This window comes from Streptomyces sp. NPDC025806, from assembly GCF_055558275.1.
On sequence record NZ_JBVHMU010000018.1, the window covers coordinates 130133 to 145367 of the forward strand.

Below are 15235 nucleotides of genomic sequence, written 5' to 3' on the forward strand. Positions count from 1 at the left end.
ACATCCGGCTCCGCGACCGCCTCAGGCCGGGGCTCCTCAGCCACCGCCTCCGCGACCGCCTCGGGCGCGGGCTCCGTCGCCACCGGCTCAGGTGCGGGCTCCGGCTCTCGCGGTGGAGCCGCCGCCGCGCCGCGGCCCAGCGCGCGTCGGGGCGGGCGCTCGGGCGGGGCGGGGCTCGGATCGTTCTCAGGCATCAAGGCCGGAGGCTACCGCTACCGCCCGCGCAGCCGGCGTACGAGAATGCTCGCGTCCCCGCGGGACTCCAGGTCGGCCAGGACGACGGCGACGGCCTCGCGCACGATGCGGCCTCGGTCGACGGCGAGCCCGTGCTCACCGCGCAGCACCAGGCGCGCGTGCTCGAGGTCCATCAGCTCCTCGGCGGAGACATAGACGGTGATCTTCTCGTCGTGCCGCTCACGCCCGCTGGGCCGGCGATTGGCGGCACGGGAGCGGCGCCGGGCCCCGGCGCTCGCGCCGCGGCCACTGCCAGAACCTTCCTGCGCGCTCCCCGACGGACGCCGGTCGGGCTTGTCCGCGCCCTCGCCCGCCCCGCCGCGGCTGCGCGAGCCGGAGTCGGACTCCGCCTCGGCGGCTGCGTGCTCGGCGCCCTCGGACGACGGGTCCGCCCCGCCCTCCTTGGCCGCCGGGGCCGAGGAGGCCGCACCGGCCGCCTCGTCGCTCTCGCCCGCCGGACTCGGCACCCGGGGTTCACCGTTCGCGTTCGCCGTGCGCCTCGGCGACGACGCCTGCAGTGCCATGCCCCCGGTCGTACGGAACAGTTCGTCGGCCCCCGGCAGACTCACTCGGCGTGACACCGGGCGAGCACCTCCCTGGCGAGCTGACGGTAGGCGGCGGCACCGACCGAGTTCGAGGCGTACGTGGTGATGGGCTCGCCGGCGACCGTGGTCTCCGGGAAGCGCACCGTGCGGCCGATGACCGTGTGGTAGACGTGATCGTCGAACGCCTCGACCACGCGCGCGAGGACCTCACGGCTGTGCACGGTCCGCGAGTCGTACATCGTGGCGAGGATGCCGTCGAGCTCCAGGTCGGGATTGAGCCGCTCCTGGACCTTCTCGATCGTCTCGGTCAGCAGGGCCACACCGCGCAGCGCGAAGAACTCGCACTCCAGCGGCACGATCACCTTGTGCGCGGCGGTCAGCGCGTTGACGGTGAGCAGGCCGAGCGAGGGCTGACAGTCGATCACGATGTAGTCGTAGTCGGACATCAGCGGCTTCAGGGCGCGCTGCAGCGTGGACTCGCGCGCCACCTCGCTCACCAACTGCACCTCGGCGGCCGAGAGGTCGATGTTGCTCGGCAGCAGGTCCATGTTCGGGACCGCGGTCTTCAGGAGGACCTCGTCGGCCGACATGCCCCGCTCCATGAGCAGGTTGTAGACGGTGAGGTCGAGCTCCATCGGGTTGACGCCGAGGCCGACCGACAGGGCACCCTGCGGGTCGAAGTCGACGAGCAGCACCCGGCGTCCGTACTCGGCGAGCGCGGCACCCAGGTTGATGGTCGACGTGGTCTTGCCGACGCCGCCCTTCTGGTTGCACATCGCGATGATCTTCGCCGGGCCGTGGTCGGTCAGCGGTCCTGGGATCGGGAAGTACGGGAGCGGGCGCCCGGTCGGGCCGACGCGCTCGCGGCGCTGACGGGCAGCGTCCGGGGCGAGCGTGGCCGCGTACTCGGGATCGGGCTCGTACTCGGCGTCGGGGTCGTAGAAGTGCCCCTCGGGCAGTTCGTCGTAGTCGGCGAAGTGGCTTTGAGTGTCGCCGCTTCGGTCGCCGGCCATGGCGTTCACGTGATGGCCATCCATGCTCTGGTGTGCTGTCTGCGTCGGCGTCTGCGGGGGGCTGCTCCGGTAGCCGCTCTGGTGGGCCGCGAAGGTGCGTACAGCGACGGAGCCGACAGCCTGAAGCCCCGCGGGTCCCTGCCCGCCCGGCCGGCCACCTCCGGGAGTAAATGTCGACTCATTCACAAGTCGTCTTACCTCCTTGGACGTGACCAGGAACATTTATCGATAGGTCAGCATGGCACCATGCCGACGGTTGGCGACTCTATGGCGTGTCACCGCTCCGCAGCAACACAATCCACCGGACCCGGCACGATGTGTCGGTAATGGAACACCCTCATGTCAAGGGCGTACGGGGGTTCTTCGCCACGTTTCGCGAGGGAGCGAATCGGTTAAAGGGTTACCTTCAAGGCGAGTTGACCATGTCCTGACCCATGCGCGTACGGCCGGACCTCTGACGAGGTCCGGCCGTGGGCGTGAGATTGACGACTTCGGTTGACGTCAGCCGAGCAGCGTCTCGAGCTCGAGGTGCTCGAGACCGTGCGCCTCGGCGACCTCCTTGTAAACCACCTTGCCGTCATGGGTGTTGAGACCCAGGGCGAGCGCGGGGTCACGGCGCAGGGCCTCGGCCCAGCCGTTGTTCGCCAGCGAGACGATGTAGGGCAGCGTGGCGTTGGTCAGCGCGTACGTCGACGTGTTGGGCACGGCGCCCGGCATGTTGGCGACGCAGTAGAAGACCGAGTTGTGGACCGTGAAGGTCGGCTCGGCGTGCGTGGTCGGGTGCGAGTCCTCGAAGCAGCCGCCCTGGTCGATCGCGATGTCGACAAGGACACTTCCGGGCTTCATCTTGGCGACGAGCTCGTTGGTGACCAGCTTCGGGGCCTTGGCGCCCGGGATGAGGACGGCGCCGATGACGAGGTCGGCCTCGACGACGGCCTTCTCCAGCTCGTAGGCGTTGGAGACGATCGTCTGCACCTTGGTGCCGAAGATCTTGTCGGCCTCGCGGAGCTTGTTGATGTCCTTGTCGAGCAGGGTCACGTGGAAGCCCATGCCGACGGCGATCTGCGTGGCGTTCCAGCCGGAGACGCCGCCGCCGATGACGACGGCCTTGCCGGCGTGGGTGCCGGGGACGCCGCCGGGGAGCACGCCGCGGCCGCCGACCGAGCGCATCAGGTGGTAGGCGCCGACCTGCGGGGCCAGGCGGCCCGCGACCTCGGACATCGGGGCGAGCAGCGGGAGCGCGCGGTTCGCGGTCTCGACCGTCTCGTACGCGATGGCGGTGGTGCCGGACTCGAGGAGCGCGTCCGTGCACTCCTTGGAGGCGGCCAGGTGCAGGTAGGTGAAGAGCGTCTGGTCCTTGCGGAGGCGGTGGTACTCCTCCGCGATCGGCTCCTTGACCTTCAGGAGCAGGTCGGCGGTGGCCCAGACCTCGTCGGCGGTGCCGAGGATCTGCGCACCGGCCGAGACGTACTCGTCGTCCGTGATCGAGGAGCCGACACCGGCGTTCTGCTCGATGAAGACCTGGTGGCCGTGGCGCACGAGCTCATGCACGCCGGCGGGGGTGATGGCCACCCGGAACTCGTTGTTCTTGACCTCGCGGGGGATGCCGACCTTCATCGTCGATCACGGTCCTTGGCTCAGGGGATTTCTCGGGCAATGCACTACATACCAGTGTGCCGGGGGACACACCAGGAGAGACCGCGGAATCACCGCAGCGGAGCCAGTCTAATGAAGGTTTTCTTGCTGTCTAGCCTTTCGTTACATCAATCTTCAGAGGATGTACTACGGATTTCGTAGGCGTTCGCGGCCTCTTCCGAAGGTTTTGCCTCCAGAGTGAGCTCCTCCCCCAGCATGCGCTCGGCCGCGCCCCGGTGCAGCTTGGCCGCCGCGGGGTCGCCCAGTCGTTCGAGGGTGTCGGCGAGCCGCAGCTGGAGCGCCGCCTGCAACCGGACGTCCCTGGCCTGACGTGCCCATTCGACCGCCTCCTGGCAGGTGCGCAGCGACTCCTCGGGCCGCCCCGCGTACTCCTGCACCCGCGCCAGTTCGCTCAACGCCCTTGCCTGCGCGGGCACATCGCATTCCTTGCGGTACCCGGCCACCGCCGAACGCCAGCTGCGCAGCGCCTCCCCGTACCGGCCCGCGTACGTGTGCACGGCGGCGATCCGGCCGTGCAGGCGCGCGGCGTCGGCCCGCTCCCCACGCGCGAGTCGCTGCGCGAGGGCCCGCCCGTACCAGTCGGCGGCCCGCTGCCAGTCCCCCAGCTCCTGGTGCGCGCCGCCTACGGATTCCATCGCGCGGCCGGTCGCGTACGGGTCCCTGGCCTCGCGTCCGGCGTCCAGCGCGGCCCGGTAGCGGGCCAGGGCGTCCCGGGTCCGGCCGGTCCGCGCGTCCACGTCGGCCAGGTTCAGCAGCGCCGCGGCCTTCTCGCGGGGCAGATCGCGGCGCTCGGCCACGTCGAGCACCATCCGGTGGATCCCGTACAGCTCGGGGGCCGCAGCCTCGGTGCCGCGGTGGGCGACCAGGGCCCGGGACAGCGCCGACATCAGCCGCCGGGCCAGGGTGTCGAGCTCGCCGTCCGCGACCGCCAGGCGGGCCGCGGCGAGCAGCGCGGGCTGCCGGACGCGCAGCCACTCGGCCCCGGCCCCGGGGTCCGTGAACCGCAGGGCGCTGGGCAGCCCGGCGAGCTTCTTGCGGGCCGGGGACCCGTCGGGCTCGGTGACGGCGCGGCAGGAGGTGAGCAGCCGCACGGTGCGCTCCAGCATGCGGGCGCGGGCCAGCTGGACCTCGCCGGGCCGGTCCTGGGTCTCGGTGAGCCCGCGCAGCAGCGGCACCAGACAGCCCGGCACCTCGTACTGGGGCAGTTCGGAGGGCACGGCGCGGACCAGGCCGAGGGCCACGAAGTCGTCGAGGGTGGTCTGCGCGGCGGACACCGAGCAGCCGGCCAGCGCGGACGCGGTGTGCGGGTCCACGTAGCCGTCGGGGGCCAGCGACAGATAGCGCAGTATCCGGGCGGCGGGCCCGGGCAGGCCTGCGTAGGTGTGCCGGAAGACCCGGGCGAGCGCGGTGCCCTCGCCGTCCTGGGCGTGCAGCTGCTTGGCCAGGTCGGCGACCGACTCCTTGGGCCGTACGGCGAGCCAGCCGCCGGCGAGTTCCAGCGCGGCCGGCTCGGCTCCGCACAGTTCGACCAGGGACTCGGCCGAGCGCGGGTCGCAGGTGATGCGGACGGAGCCGGTGTGGCGGGTGAGCAGTTCGAGCGCGGACTTGGTGTCGAGGCCGCCGAGCGTGCAGGGCCGTACGTCGGGGATGCCGGTGAGGGGCCCCTCGGAGACGGCGACGACCAGGCAGTCCGGGGTGTCGGGCAGCAGCTGGTCGACCTGTTCGGCGTCCTGCGCGTCGTCGAGGAGCAGGACGACGCGGCGCAGGGCGAGCCCCTCGCGCAGCCGCTCCGTGAGGTCGTCGGCGGACTCGCCGGGCGGCGCGGGCAGTTCGAGGGCGTCGAGCAGCTCACGCGCCACGCGTTCGGTCGGGACGGGGGTGCCGTCGGCGCCGCTGAGCCGGACCCGCAGCGCCCCGTCCGGGTACCGGTCGCCGACCTCGCGCAGCAGCTCCCCGGCCAGTGCGGTGCGGCCGGTGCCGGGGCGGCCCGCGATGAGCAGGACGCGGGCTCGGGGGGCCTTGCGGCCGGACAGGGTGTCGAGTCCGGCCCGCTCGATGTCGGACCTGAGCTCGGCCAACTCCCGGCGGCGGCCCAGGAACTGACGGTTCGCCGTCGTGCGGGGCCGGGGTTTGCGGGGTGTGCGGGGTGCGGGTCCGGACGACTTCCCGACCGCCGTCACGTCGTCCGACTCGACCGCCTGATCCGTCACGGGCCACGCTCCGTCTCACCCATCCCCTCCGGGGGTCGGCAGGGGCGATCCCGAGCCTAGTTCAGGGGGTGCGGGTGCCCTGGGCGGGCGGCGCGCACAAGTCCCCTGATCGGATCAGCGGATTGTGGGACCGGGTGGGGGATCGTCGCGGGCTGCGGGCCGGTGGGGCTTCTCGCGCAGTTCCCCGCGCCCCTGAGATGCAGACCCTTCGGGTTGCATCTCCCCGACCAAGGTGCGGGGCACCTTTCATCTGGGGAAGGCGCGGCGAAGCCGCATGCCTTCCAGGGGCGCGGGGAACTGCGCGACCAGCCCCCACCGGAGCCGCACCCGCCGACGAAACCGCTAGGCCTCGAACGGACGCGCAGGCCACGGCGCCTCGGCCGGCCTCAGCCCATCCATCCCGCCCTCGACAGAACGCGCCGCGACGAGCGACAGCACGCCCACCACGAGGCAGTTGTTGTGCAGGTCACCGGCGAGCACCCCGGAGACCAGGTCACCGAGCGGCACCCGGGCCAGCTCCATGTCGGCCTCCTCGTGCTCGACCTCGAACCGCTCCCCCTCCGCCTCGGCGAGATCCCGCGCGAGGAAGATGCGCACGGCCTCGGAGCAGCCGCCCGGCGTCGTGTACACGTCGGTCAGGACGCGCCAGTCCTCCGCCTTGACGTGCGCCTCCTCGTAGAGCTCGCGCTGGGCGGCGTGCAGCGGGTTCTCACCGGGGATGTCGAGCAGCCCGGCCGGGATCTCCCAGAGCTTCATGTGCACGGGGTGGCGGTACTGCTTGAGGATCAGCACCCGGTCCTGCTCGTCGAGGGCGAGCACGGCGACCGACCCCGGGTGGACCTGGTAGTCGCGGTGGACGACCTCGCCGTCGGGCATGACGACCTCGTCCGTCCGCACGGAGGTCTTGTTCCCGACGAAGGGGGTCGCGGTCGCCCGGACCTCCCACTGCTCGGCGGTGTCCTTGATCGTCGTCATGCCGAACGTCCTCCCACTTGCCGCGCGCAGCGCTTGTCACACAAAAAAACCGGGGCACGTGCCGCATTCGGCACGCACCCCGGTAACCGTACATCGCTCGACGTACGGGCCTTACTTGGCCTTCTTGGCCCCCGTGGCAGCGGCGGCGGCCGCGACCTTGCGCTCGACCGCGGCCTTCACCAGACCGGCGAAGAGCGGGTGCGGACGCGTCGGACGCGAGCGCAGCTCCGGGTGCGCCTGGGTGGCGACCAGGTAGGGGTGGACGTCGCGCGGGTACTCGACGTACTCGACGAGCTTGCCGTCCGGGGAGAGGCCGGAGAACTGCAGGCCGGCCTTCTTCTCGAGCTCGGCGCGGTACGCGTTGTTCACCTCGTAGCGGTGACGGTGGCGCTCCTCGACGTACTCCTTGCCGTCGTACACCTCGCGCACGATGGAGCCCTCGGCGAGCTTGGCCGGGTACATGCCGAGCCGCATGGTGCCGCCCATGTCGCCCTCACCGGCGACGATGTCGAGCTGCTCGGCCATGGTGGAGATGACCGGGTGGGCGGTCGCGGAGTCGAACTCGGTGGAGTTGGCGTCCGGGATGTCCGCCAGGTTCCGCGCGGCCTCGATCACCGTGCACTGCAGGCCCAGGCACAGGCCGAGCAGCGGGATCTTGTTCTCGCGGGCGAACTGGATGGCGCCGACCTTGCCGGAGACACCGCGGTCGCCGAAGCCGCCGGGGATGCAGATCGCGTCCACGTCGCCGAGCTGCTTCTTGGCGCCGGCCGGGGTCTTGCAGTCGTCCGACGTGACCCACTTGATCTTGACGCGGGCCTTGTTGGCGAAGCCGCCGGCGCGCAGCGCCTCGGTCACCGAGAGGTAGGCGTCGGGCAGGTCGATGTACTTGCCGACCAGGGCCATGACGATCTCGTGGTCGGGGTTGTGGACGCGGTCGAGCAGGTCGTCCCACGTCGTCCAGTCCACGTCGCGGAACGGCAGGTCGAGCTTGCGCACGACGTACGCGTCGAGGCCCTCGGCGTGCACGACCTTCGGGATGTCGTAGATGGAGCGGGCGTCGGGGCAGGCCACGACGGCGGCCTCGTCGACGTCGCACATCAGCGAGATCTTGCGCTTGATGGCGGTGGGGACCTCACGGTCGCAGCGCAGCACGATGGCGTCCGGCTGGATACCGATGTTGCGCAGGGCGGCGACCGAGTGCTGGGTCGGCTTGGTCTTGAGCTCGCCGGAGGGGCCGATGTAGGGCAGCAGCGAGATGTGGACCACGAACACGTTGTCGCGGCCGACCTCGTGGCGGACCTGGCGGACGGTCTCCAGGAACGGCAGCGACTCGATGTCGCCGACGGTGCCGCCGACCTCGGTGATCACGACATCGACCTCGTCCGTCGCCATGCGGCGGATGCGGTGCTTGATCTCGTTCGTGATGTGCGGGATGACCTGGACGGTGTCGCCGAGGTACTCGCCGCGCCGCTCCTTGGCGATGACCTGCGAGTAGACCTGGCCGGTCGTCACGTTGGCCGAGCCGTCGAGGTCGCGGTCGAGGAAGCGCTCGTAGTGGCCGATGTCCAGGTCGGTCTCGGCGCCGTCGTTCGTGACGAACACCTCACCGTGCTGGAAGGGGTTCATCGTGCCCGGGTCGACGTTCAGGTACGGGTCGAGCTTCTGCATGACGACGCGGAGGCCCCGTGCCTTGAGCAGCATCCCGAGGCTGGAGGCGGTGAGGCCCTTGCCGAGGGAGGAGGCGACACCCCCGGTGACGAAGATGTGCTTGGTCGTCGTGGATTTGGGCGTCATGGCCAAAGGGGGGCTCCCGTGGTCGCGGTCTGGACTGCGTACCGGCTCCCTCACCAGGTCTTCCGGGGGAGGTGCCGTCGCTGCGGTTCGGGGGTTCGATGACCACCGGCTCACGGGCTACCAGGGTATCAGCGACCGGAGGAGACCGCTTCCGGCCACGCTCCGCACACGCGTGGCCACCACATGGACGGGGTATCGGCGGGGTACACGGCATCGTCACCCTGCGGTCACTCGTTCGGCCCAGGGGTGTTGCCGTGAGCGGCACGCAGAGCGGGTACGTGCGTCGTATCCTGCTCGGACACTCGGCTGGCCCTCCCGGAACACCGGTTCGTCAGTTCGTTTGACAACGCCGTTACACGCCAAAATCGCCGTACAGCCGTATACAGGTCGACGTGTCGGGACGTATCCAGCATCTGTCCGTCGGCCTTCCCCCTGACCCCAGCCCCCTGACCTTCCGGGGGCGTACGTGGCCGTTCGACTGGAGTTGCACGTGGCCGGGCGCATCGAGGATTACGCACTCATCGGAGACATGCAGACCGCCGCCCTGGTCTGCCGGGACGGCACGGTCGACTGGCTGTGCCTGCCCCGCTTCGACTCGCACGCCATTTTCGCCGGGCTGCTCGGCACCGAGGACCACGGCTTCTGGCGGCTGGGCCCCGCGTACGCCGCGGGGGCCCGACCACCGGCGGCGACGCGGCGCGAGTACCGCGGCGACTCGCTGGTCCTCGTCTCCGAGTGGGACACCCCGCGCGGCACGGTCCGCGTGACGGACTTCATGCCGCCGCGCGACGGCGCACCGCAGCTGACCCGGATCGTGGAGGGCGTGAGCGGGCGCGTCCCGATGCGCTCGGCGCTGCGCATGCGCTTCTCGTACGGGCGGATCGTGCCCTGGGTGCACAAGGTGGAAGGGCGCACGGTCGCCGTGGCCGGCCCGGACTCGGTGTGGCTGGACACGGACACGGAGACGTACGGCAAGGACCTGACGACGTACTCCGACTTCACCGTCTCGCCCGGCGAGAAGTTCGCCTTCACCATCCAGTGGCAGCCCTCGCACAAGGACCAGCCGGCCCTGCCGGACCCGGACGGCGCACTGGACGCGACGCTGGAGTTCTGGCGCGAGTGGGTCGATCACTGTACGTACCACGGGCCCTACCGCGAGGCCGTGGTCCGCTCGCTGATCACGCTGAAGGCGCTCACCTACGCGCCGACCGGCGGCATCGTGGCGGCCCCCACCACCTCGCTCCCGGAGGAGATCGGCGGCGTACGGAACTGGGATTACCGCTACACCTGGCTGCGGGACGCGGCGATCACCCTGTCCTCGCTGCTGCGCACCGGCTACCGCGAGGAGGCCCGCGCCTGGCGCGAGTGGCTGCTGCGCGCGGTGGCAGGCGACCCGGAGAACCTGCAGATCATGTACGGCATCGCGGGCGAGCGCGAGCTCGGCGAGGCGGAGCTGGACTGGCTGCCGGGGTACGAGAACTCGGCCCCGGTCCGCGTCGGCAACGGGGCGGCGCACCAGTTGCAGCTCGACGTCTACGGCGAGGTCACCGAGGCGCTGCACCTGGCGCACATGACGGGCCTGGCCCGCAACGACTACGCGTCGCTGCTCCAGCTGAAGCTCATCCGGTACCTGGAGGACCACTGGGACGAGCCGGACGAGGGCATCTGGGAGGTGCGCGGCCCGCGCCGGCACTTCGTGCACTCGAAGGTGATGGCCTGGGTCGCGGTGGACCGCACGATCAAGCTCATCGAGTCCGGTGACGCGGACGGCCCGCTGGAGAAGTGGCGCGACCTGCGCGACGACATCCACCGGGACGTGTGCGAGAAGGGCTACGACAAGGAGCGCAACACCTTCACGCAGTCCTACGGCAGCAAGGAGCTCGACGCGTCGTTGCTGCTGATCCCGCAGATGGGCTTCCTGCCGCCGGACGACAAGCGCGTCATCGGCACGATCGAGGCGATCCAGCGGGAGCTGTCGACGACGGACGGCTTCATCCTGCGCTACCCGACGGACGGCGAGGACGCCGGCGTGGACGGACTGCCCGGCGACGAGGGCGCGTTCCTGGCCTGTTCGTTCTGGATGGCGGACGACCTCGCGATGATCGGCCGGGTCGACGAGGCCCGCACCCTGTTCGAGAAGCTCCTCGCCCTGCGCAACGACCTGGGCCTGCTCGCGGAGGAGTGGGACCCGCGGCTGCAGCGTCAGGTCGGCAACTTCCCGCAGGCGTTCAGCCACGTCCCGCTCATCGACACGGCCCTGCGTCTGACGGCCTCGGGGGCGTACGGGGGTTAGGGCCCCGGCCGACAGGACCGCCGCCCCCGACCGGCCTAGGCTGAGAGCCATCAGCCCCTGCACGGAAGGGGGCGCCCCATGGCTACCCCGACGAAGGCGGGCGCGGCGCTTGCCGCGCTGCGCGAGGATCTGGTCGGCGACGTGTTCGCCCCGGGGGACGCGGGTTACGACGAGGCCCGTGTGCTCTACAACTCGATGATCGACCGCCGTCCGGCGGTCATCGCCCAGTGCGTGGACGCGGACGACGTGGTGACGGCCGTCCGCTTCGGCCGCGAGCTGGATCTGCCGATCGCGGTGCGTGGCGGCGGGCACAGTGTGGCGGGCATGTCGCTGAACGACGGCGGCCTGGTCGTCGACCTGCGGCACATGCGGGCCGTCACCGTCCATCCCGGCGCCATGGCGGTGCAGGTCGCCGGGGGCGCCACGATGAGCGAACTGGACCGTGCCTGCCAGCCGTACGACCTCGCAACCACCGGCGGCCGGGTCTCGACGACGGGGGTCGGCGGGTTCGTGCTCGGCGGCGGCAGCGGCTGGCTGGAGCGCTGCTGGGGCCTGGCCACGGACAACCTGCTGGGCGCCGAGCTCGTCACGGCGGACGGCACCAAGGTCCGCACCAGCGCCGAGGAGAACCCGGAGCTGTTCTGGGGCCTGCACGGCGGCGGTGGCAACTTCGGTGTCGCCACCTCGCTCACGCTGCGCCTGCACGAACTGCCCGCGTTCTCCATCGCGATGATGTTCTGCCTGCCCGAGTTCGGCCCCGACGTGGTGCGCACGTACCGCGACGTCATCGAGGCGGGCCCGGTCGAGGCGGGCGGCGGAGTGATCTACCTGACCGGCCAGCCCGAGGAGTTCATGCCACCCGAACTGGTCGGCAAGCTGCTCTGCGGTGCGCTCATCACGTACGCCGGGACCGAGGAGGATCTGCGCAAGCTCGCGCAGCCGCTGCTCGCCCTGCCGCACGAGGTGGAGATCGTCGCGCAGCTGCCCTACGCCGACGTCCAGTGCATGCTCGACGACCCGCCCGGGCTGCGGAACTACTGGTCGGCGGAGTACCTGAAGGGCCTGCCGGACGACTACGCGGACGTCTTCTGCGCCGGCGCTGCCCTCATGCCGGTGCCGAGCGGCACGCTCCACGTCCTGTTCCCGGAGGGCGGCGCCGTCGCCGACGGTCCGTCCGAGTTCCCGGTGCCCTACCGGGACGCCCCCTGGGGCATGCACCCCTTCGCGGCCTGGGAGGACCCCGCCGACGACGAGCACAACATCCAGTGGGTCAGGGACGTCCGCGCGGCGGCCCGGCCCTGGGCCACCGGTGACGTGTACCTCAACTTCATCGGCGACGAGGGCGAGGAACGCGTGGTGGCGGGCCTGGGTGCCGAGAACACCCGGCGGCTGTCGGCACTGAAACGGGAGTACGACCCGGACAACGTGTTCCGCTTCAACCACAACATCAAGCCGGGCTGAGGCGGCCGGCCCCCGCGCCCCCGCCCCGTCCGTCACCAGGAGGTGTGCTCACGGCATTCACGCAGGTAGCGTCCGCTGCATGGACAGCGGATTCGACAGCCAGAGCGCCGGCGTCACGGTGCAGCGTGCGCTGGAACTGCCCGGCCTGCGGGGCGGCCTCCCCGAGGTGATCGCGGGCGCCGAGCGCCTGCAGCGGCCGGTGCGCTGGGTGCACGCGGGTGAGGTGCCGAACATCGCGTCCCTGCTCAAGGGCGGCGAGCTGCTCCTGACCACGGGGTTCGGGATCGGCACCCGCCCCGCGGAGCAGCGCGCGTTCGTCCGCAAGCTGGCCGAGCGCGGCATCGCGGCGCTCGTCATCGAACTGGGCCAGCGCTTCGTGCGGCTGCCCGCCGCGCTCGTGGAGACGGCGCGCGCGGCGGGCCTGCCGCTGGTGCAGCTGCACCGCGAGGTGCCGTTCGTGACGGTGACCGAGGAGATCCACACCGAGATCGTCAACGGGCACTACGCGCTGCTCCAGCGCGCCGAGGAGGTGCACCGGCGCTGCACCGAGGCGCTGCTCGGCGGCGGCGGGGTGCCCCAGGTCCTGCGGATCCTCGCCGGCTTCTCCCGGAACCCGGTGTTCCTGGAGACCGTCGACGGACAGCTGCTGTACGCGGCCGGGGTGGCGGACGACGTCGCCGATCCGCTCCAGGTGTGGGAGGGCATGCGGGGCACGCACAAGGACGCGCCGCCCGCCGGTGCCGTCCTGGTGGACGTGCCGGGCGGCGGGCCGGGCGCCGGGTCGGTGCGGGCCCGGCTGGTGCTGCTGCCGGTCGCGGGCGCCCTCGCCCCGGTGCACCGGATCGCCGCCGAGCGGGCCGCGGGCTCGCTGGCCGTGGTGCTGATGCAGGCGCGGCAGGAGGAGGAACTCGCGGCGCGGGGGCGCGGTGACTTCCTCACGGATCTCGCGGAGGGGCGGATCACGGCGGAGGACGCGCCGGCGCAGGCCCGGGTCCTCGGCTTCAAGCCGGCCGGGCAGGGCCCGCTGCTGCCCGTGGTGATGCGGCTGCCGGAGGCGTCGGTGGGCTCGGTGGGCCTCTCCCCCGGCGGCGGCTGGGCGGTGCTCGCGCGGGCCGTGTCGGAGGAGCTGGCCTCGGTCGGGGTGCCCGTGCTGCTCGGTGTGCGGCCGGTCGAGGGGCGGGTGCCGCTGCTGCTCGGGCTGCGGTCGGAGTCGGAGCGCACGGCGGTCGCGGACCGGGTGGCGGCGGCGCTGCGGGCCGGGGTGGAGCGGGCCGGGATGCTGCGGGCGGGCACGCAGCCGCCGGTCGTGGTGGTCGGCGGCGCGGGTGGCTGGGCGGCGGCTGCGGCGGGGCTGCGGCACGCGGCGGAGACGGCGACGGCCGCGCAGGGCCTGGACGACCGGCCCTGGTACGACGCGCGGCGCCTGGACATCGACCTGCTGCTGTGGCGGCTGCGGGACCACCGGGACCTGGCCGCCTTCGTGGAGCGGGCGATCGGACCGCTCCAGGAGCACGACCGGCGGGCGAAGCCGCCGCTGCTGCCCACCCTGCAGACGTATCTGGCGCACGCGGGCCGCAAGGCGGAGACGGCGCGCGAGCTGCACCTCAACCGGCAGACGCTCTACAACCGGCTGGCCCGCATCGGGGAGCTGCTCGGCACGGACCTGGACGACCCGCAGACGGTGCTCGCGCTGAGCCTGGCCCTGCGCGCCCGCCGGCACATCACGCCCTGATCACTCAGCCGGCGCTTCCGGTGCGGCCGGTCAACTCGTCGTAGACGCTGAGCACTTGGGCGACGGTGGCGTCCTCGGACGGCCAGGAGGCGGCCTGTACGGCGCCGAGGTCGCGCAGTTCGGCCCGGCGGGCGGGGTCGCCGAGCAGCCGCACGACGGCGCGGGCGAGCGCGGGGGCGTCGCCCGGCGGCACCAACTCTGCGGCGTCGCCCACGAGTTCGGGGATGTCGCCGGTGTGCGCCGCGACGAGCGGGACCCGGGAGTGGAGGGCTTCCTGCGCGAGCAGCGGGCGGGACTCCGGGCCGGCGGGCAGCAGTGCGACATCGGCGGCCGGGAGCAGTTCGGCCACGTCGTCGCGGCGCCCGACGAGCCGCACCGGCAGCCCTTCCCGCTCGATGCGCCGCTGCAACGCGGCCCGCCCCGGCCCTTCACCGGCGATGACGAGCAGCGGCAGGGGGTCGAGGGCGAGCCAGGCGTGCGCCGCGTCGAGCAGCAGGTCGTGGCCGCGCTCGCGGCGCAGGCTGCCGACGGCCATGAGCAACGGGCGGTCCACCGCGCCGAGTTCGGCCCGGGTCTTGAGCCGGGCGCGCTCCGCGTCGTCCTCCTCGCCGTCGGCGGGGCGGGGCGGCGGCGGGAAGGAGATCGCGGCGAGCCGGGCGTCCCGGGCCCCGCGCGCCCGGGCCCGGTCGACGAGTTCGGAGGAGGTGCCGAGCACGACGGACGCGGCGCGGGCCACGCGCCGTTCGAGGACCTTGAGGAGCCGGGCGCGGGCGCCCTCGGCGTGCGGGCGGGTGTGCCAGGTGACGACGAGCGGGACGCGGCGACCGCTGAGGGCGAGCGAGGCGCGCAGGGCGGCGTTCAGCCCGTGGGCGTGCACGAGGTCGGCGTCGGCGCAGGCGGCGCGGAGCGCGGCGACGGCGGCCGGGTCGCTGCTGCGGGGCACCGGCAGATGGTGGGCGCCGACCGCGCCGAACCCGTAGGCGTGCTCGGTCTCGGCCGGGGCGCAGACCGTGACGCGCAGTCCGCGGGCGACCAGTCCCGCCGCCAGCGACCGGACATGGGCACTGCTGCCCGCGCTGCCGCCGCCCAGCACCTGCACGGCGCGCAGGGAGGAAGGGCCGTGCGCGGGGTGACTGCTCACGTGGCTCACGCGACCGGGCTCCTGGTCGGTTCGGATCGGTTCGGCTCGGGCAGGTTCGGGTCGGATCGGTTCGGTTCGTTTCTTCTCGGTCCGGGGGCGGCCGGGGCCCGCTCGGGACGGTTCGGTCTGGGTGCGCGCGCCGGGAGAGGCCGGGGCTCGGGCCCAAGGATGCCAGTCCGTA

Annotated in this window: 10 protein-coding genes and 1 pseudogene; 3 read left to right on the forward strand and 8 right to left on the reverse strand. The window is 72.3% G+C overall.

All coding sequences use genetic code 11. The features are described 5' to 3' along the window. From ACZ4E1_RS32580 to ACZ4E1_RS32610, 7 genes and pseudogenes are all read right to left on the reverse strand, one after another. A pseudogene (locus ACZ4E1_RS32580) lies at nt 1–194 on the reverse strand (hypothetical protein); the annotation flags it as partial. 18 nt (nt 195–212) lie between these two features. Further along, entirely contained in the window at nt 213–815 is a 603-nt protein-coding gene (locus ACZ4E1_RS32585) for a hypothetical protein (protein WP_467546301.1), read from the reverse strand. Continuing rightward, nucleotides 800–1978, reverse strand: a complete 1179-nt coding sequence (locus ACZ4E1_RS32590) for a ParA family protein (protein ID WP_399130029.1) — start codon at nt 1976–1978, stop codon at nt 800–802. Before ACZ4E1_RS32590 ends, ACZ4E1_RS32585 begins: the two co-directional genes overlap by 16 nt. Before the next feature lie 315 nt (nt 1979–2293). After that, nucleotides 2294–3409: an alanine dehydrogenase gene (gene ald / locus ACZ4E1_RS32595; RefSeq protein WP_467546303.1), complete on the reverse strand. Its 1116-nt coding sequence runs from the start codon at nt 3407–3409 to the stop codon at nt 2294–2296. Between the two features lie 146 nt (nt 3410–3555). Then, on the reverse strand, nt 3556–5658 hold the full coding sequence (locus tag ACZ4E1_RS32600; protein ID WP_467546305.1) for a tetratricopeptide repeat protein: 2103 nt from the start codon (nt 5656–5658) through the stop codon (nt 3556–3558). Between the two features lie 342 nt (nt 5659–6000). After that, nucleotides 6001–6633, reverse strand: coding sequence for an NUDIX domain-containing protein (locus ACZ4E1_RS32605; RefSeq protein ID WP_467546307.1), 633 nt, complete (start codon nt 6631–6633; stop codon nt 6001–6003). A 111-nt stretch (nt 6634–6744) separates the two neighbouring features. Continuing rightward, on the reverse strand, nt 6745–8427 hold the full coding sequence (locus ACZ4E1_RS32610; RefSeq protein WP_467546309.1) for a CTP synthase: 1683 nt from the start codon (nt 8425–8427) through the stop codon (nt 6745–6747). A 490-nt stretch (nt 8428–8917) separates the two neighbouring features. Between ACZ4E1_RS32610 and ACZ4E1_RS32615 the strand changes: the two genes are divergently transcribed. The 3 genes from ACZ4E1_RS32615 (at nt 8918) to ACZ4E1_RS32625 (ending at nt 13913) form a co-directional block, all read left to right on the forward strand. After that, nucleotides 8918–10720, forward strand: a complete 1803-nt coding sequence (locus tag ACZ4E1_RS32615) for a glycoside hydrolase family 15 protein (RefSeq protein WP_467546343.1) — start codon at nt 8918–8920, stop codon at nt 10718–10720. A gap of 78 nt (nt 10721–10798) precedes the next feature. Then, nucleotides 10799–12181, forward strand: coding sequence for an FAD-binding oxidoreductase (locus tag ACZ4E1_RS32620; RefSeq protein WP_467546311.1), 1383 nt, complete (start codon nt 10799–10801; stop codon nt 12179–12181). 79 nt (nt 12182–12260) lie between these two features. Beyond that, nucleotides 12261–13913 (forward strand): PucR family transcriptional regulator, encoded by a 1653-nt coding sequence (locus ACZ4E1_RS32625; RefSeq protein ID WP_467546313.1) that lies wholly within the window; start codon nt 12261–12263, stop codon nt 13911–13913. Nucleotides 13914–13917: 4 nt separating this feature from the next. Here the strand turns inward: ACZ4E1_RS32625 and ACZ4E1_RS32630 are convergent, their stop codons facing one another. After that, nucleotides 13918–15063 carry a glycosyltransferase family 4 protein gene (locus ACZ4E1_RS32630; RefSeq protein ID WP_467546315.1) on the reverse strand — a complete coding sequence of 382 codons (1146 nt, stop codon included), beginning with the start codon at nt 15061–15063 and terminating at the stop codon, nt 13918–13920. Nucleotides 15064–15235 lie beyond the last annotated feature (172 nt).

Excerpts from the sequence above, each read along its gene's own strand:
- ACZ4E1_RS32610 (WP_467546309.1), bottom strand. The coding sequence starts at position 8,427 with ATGACGCCCAAATCCACGACGACCAAGCACATCTTCGTCACCGGGGGT.
- ACZ4E1_RS32620 (WP_467546311.1), top strand. The coding sequence starts at position 10,799 with ATGGCTACCCCGACGAAGGCGGGCGCGGCGCTTGCCGCGCTGCGCGAG.
- ACZ4E1_RS32605 (WP_467546307.1), bottom strand. The coding sequence starts at position 6,633 with ATGACGACGATCAAGGACACCGCCGAGCAGTGGGAGGTCCGGGCGACC.
- ACZ4E1_RS32625 (WP_467546313.1), top strand. The coding sequence starts at position 12,261 with ATGGACAGCGGATTCGACAGCCAGAGCGCCGGCGTCACGGTGCAGCGT.
- ald (WP_467546303.1), bottom strand. The coding sequence starts at position 3,409 with ATGAAGGTCGGCATCCCCCGCGAGGTCAAGAACAACGAGTTCCGGGTG.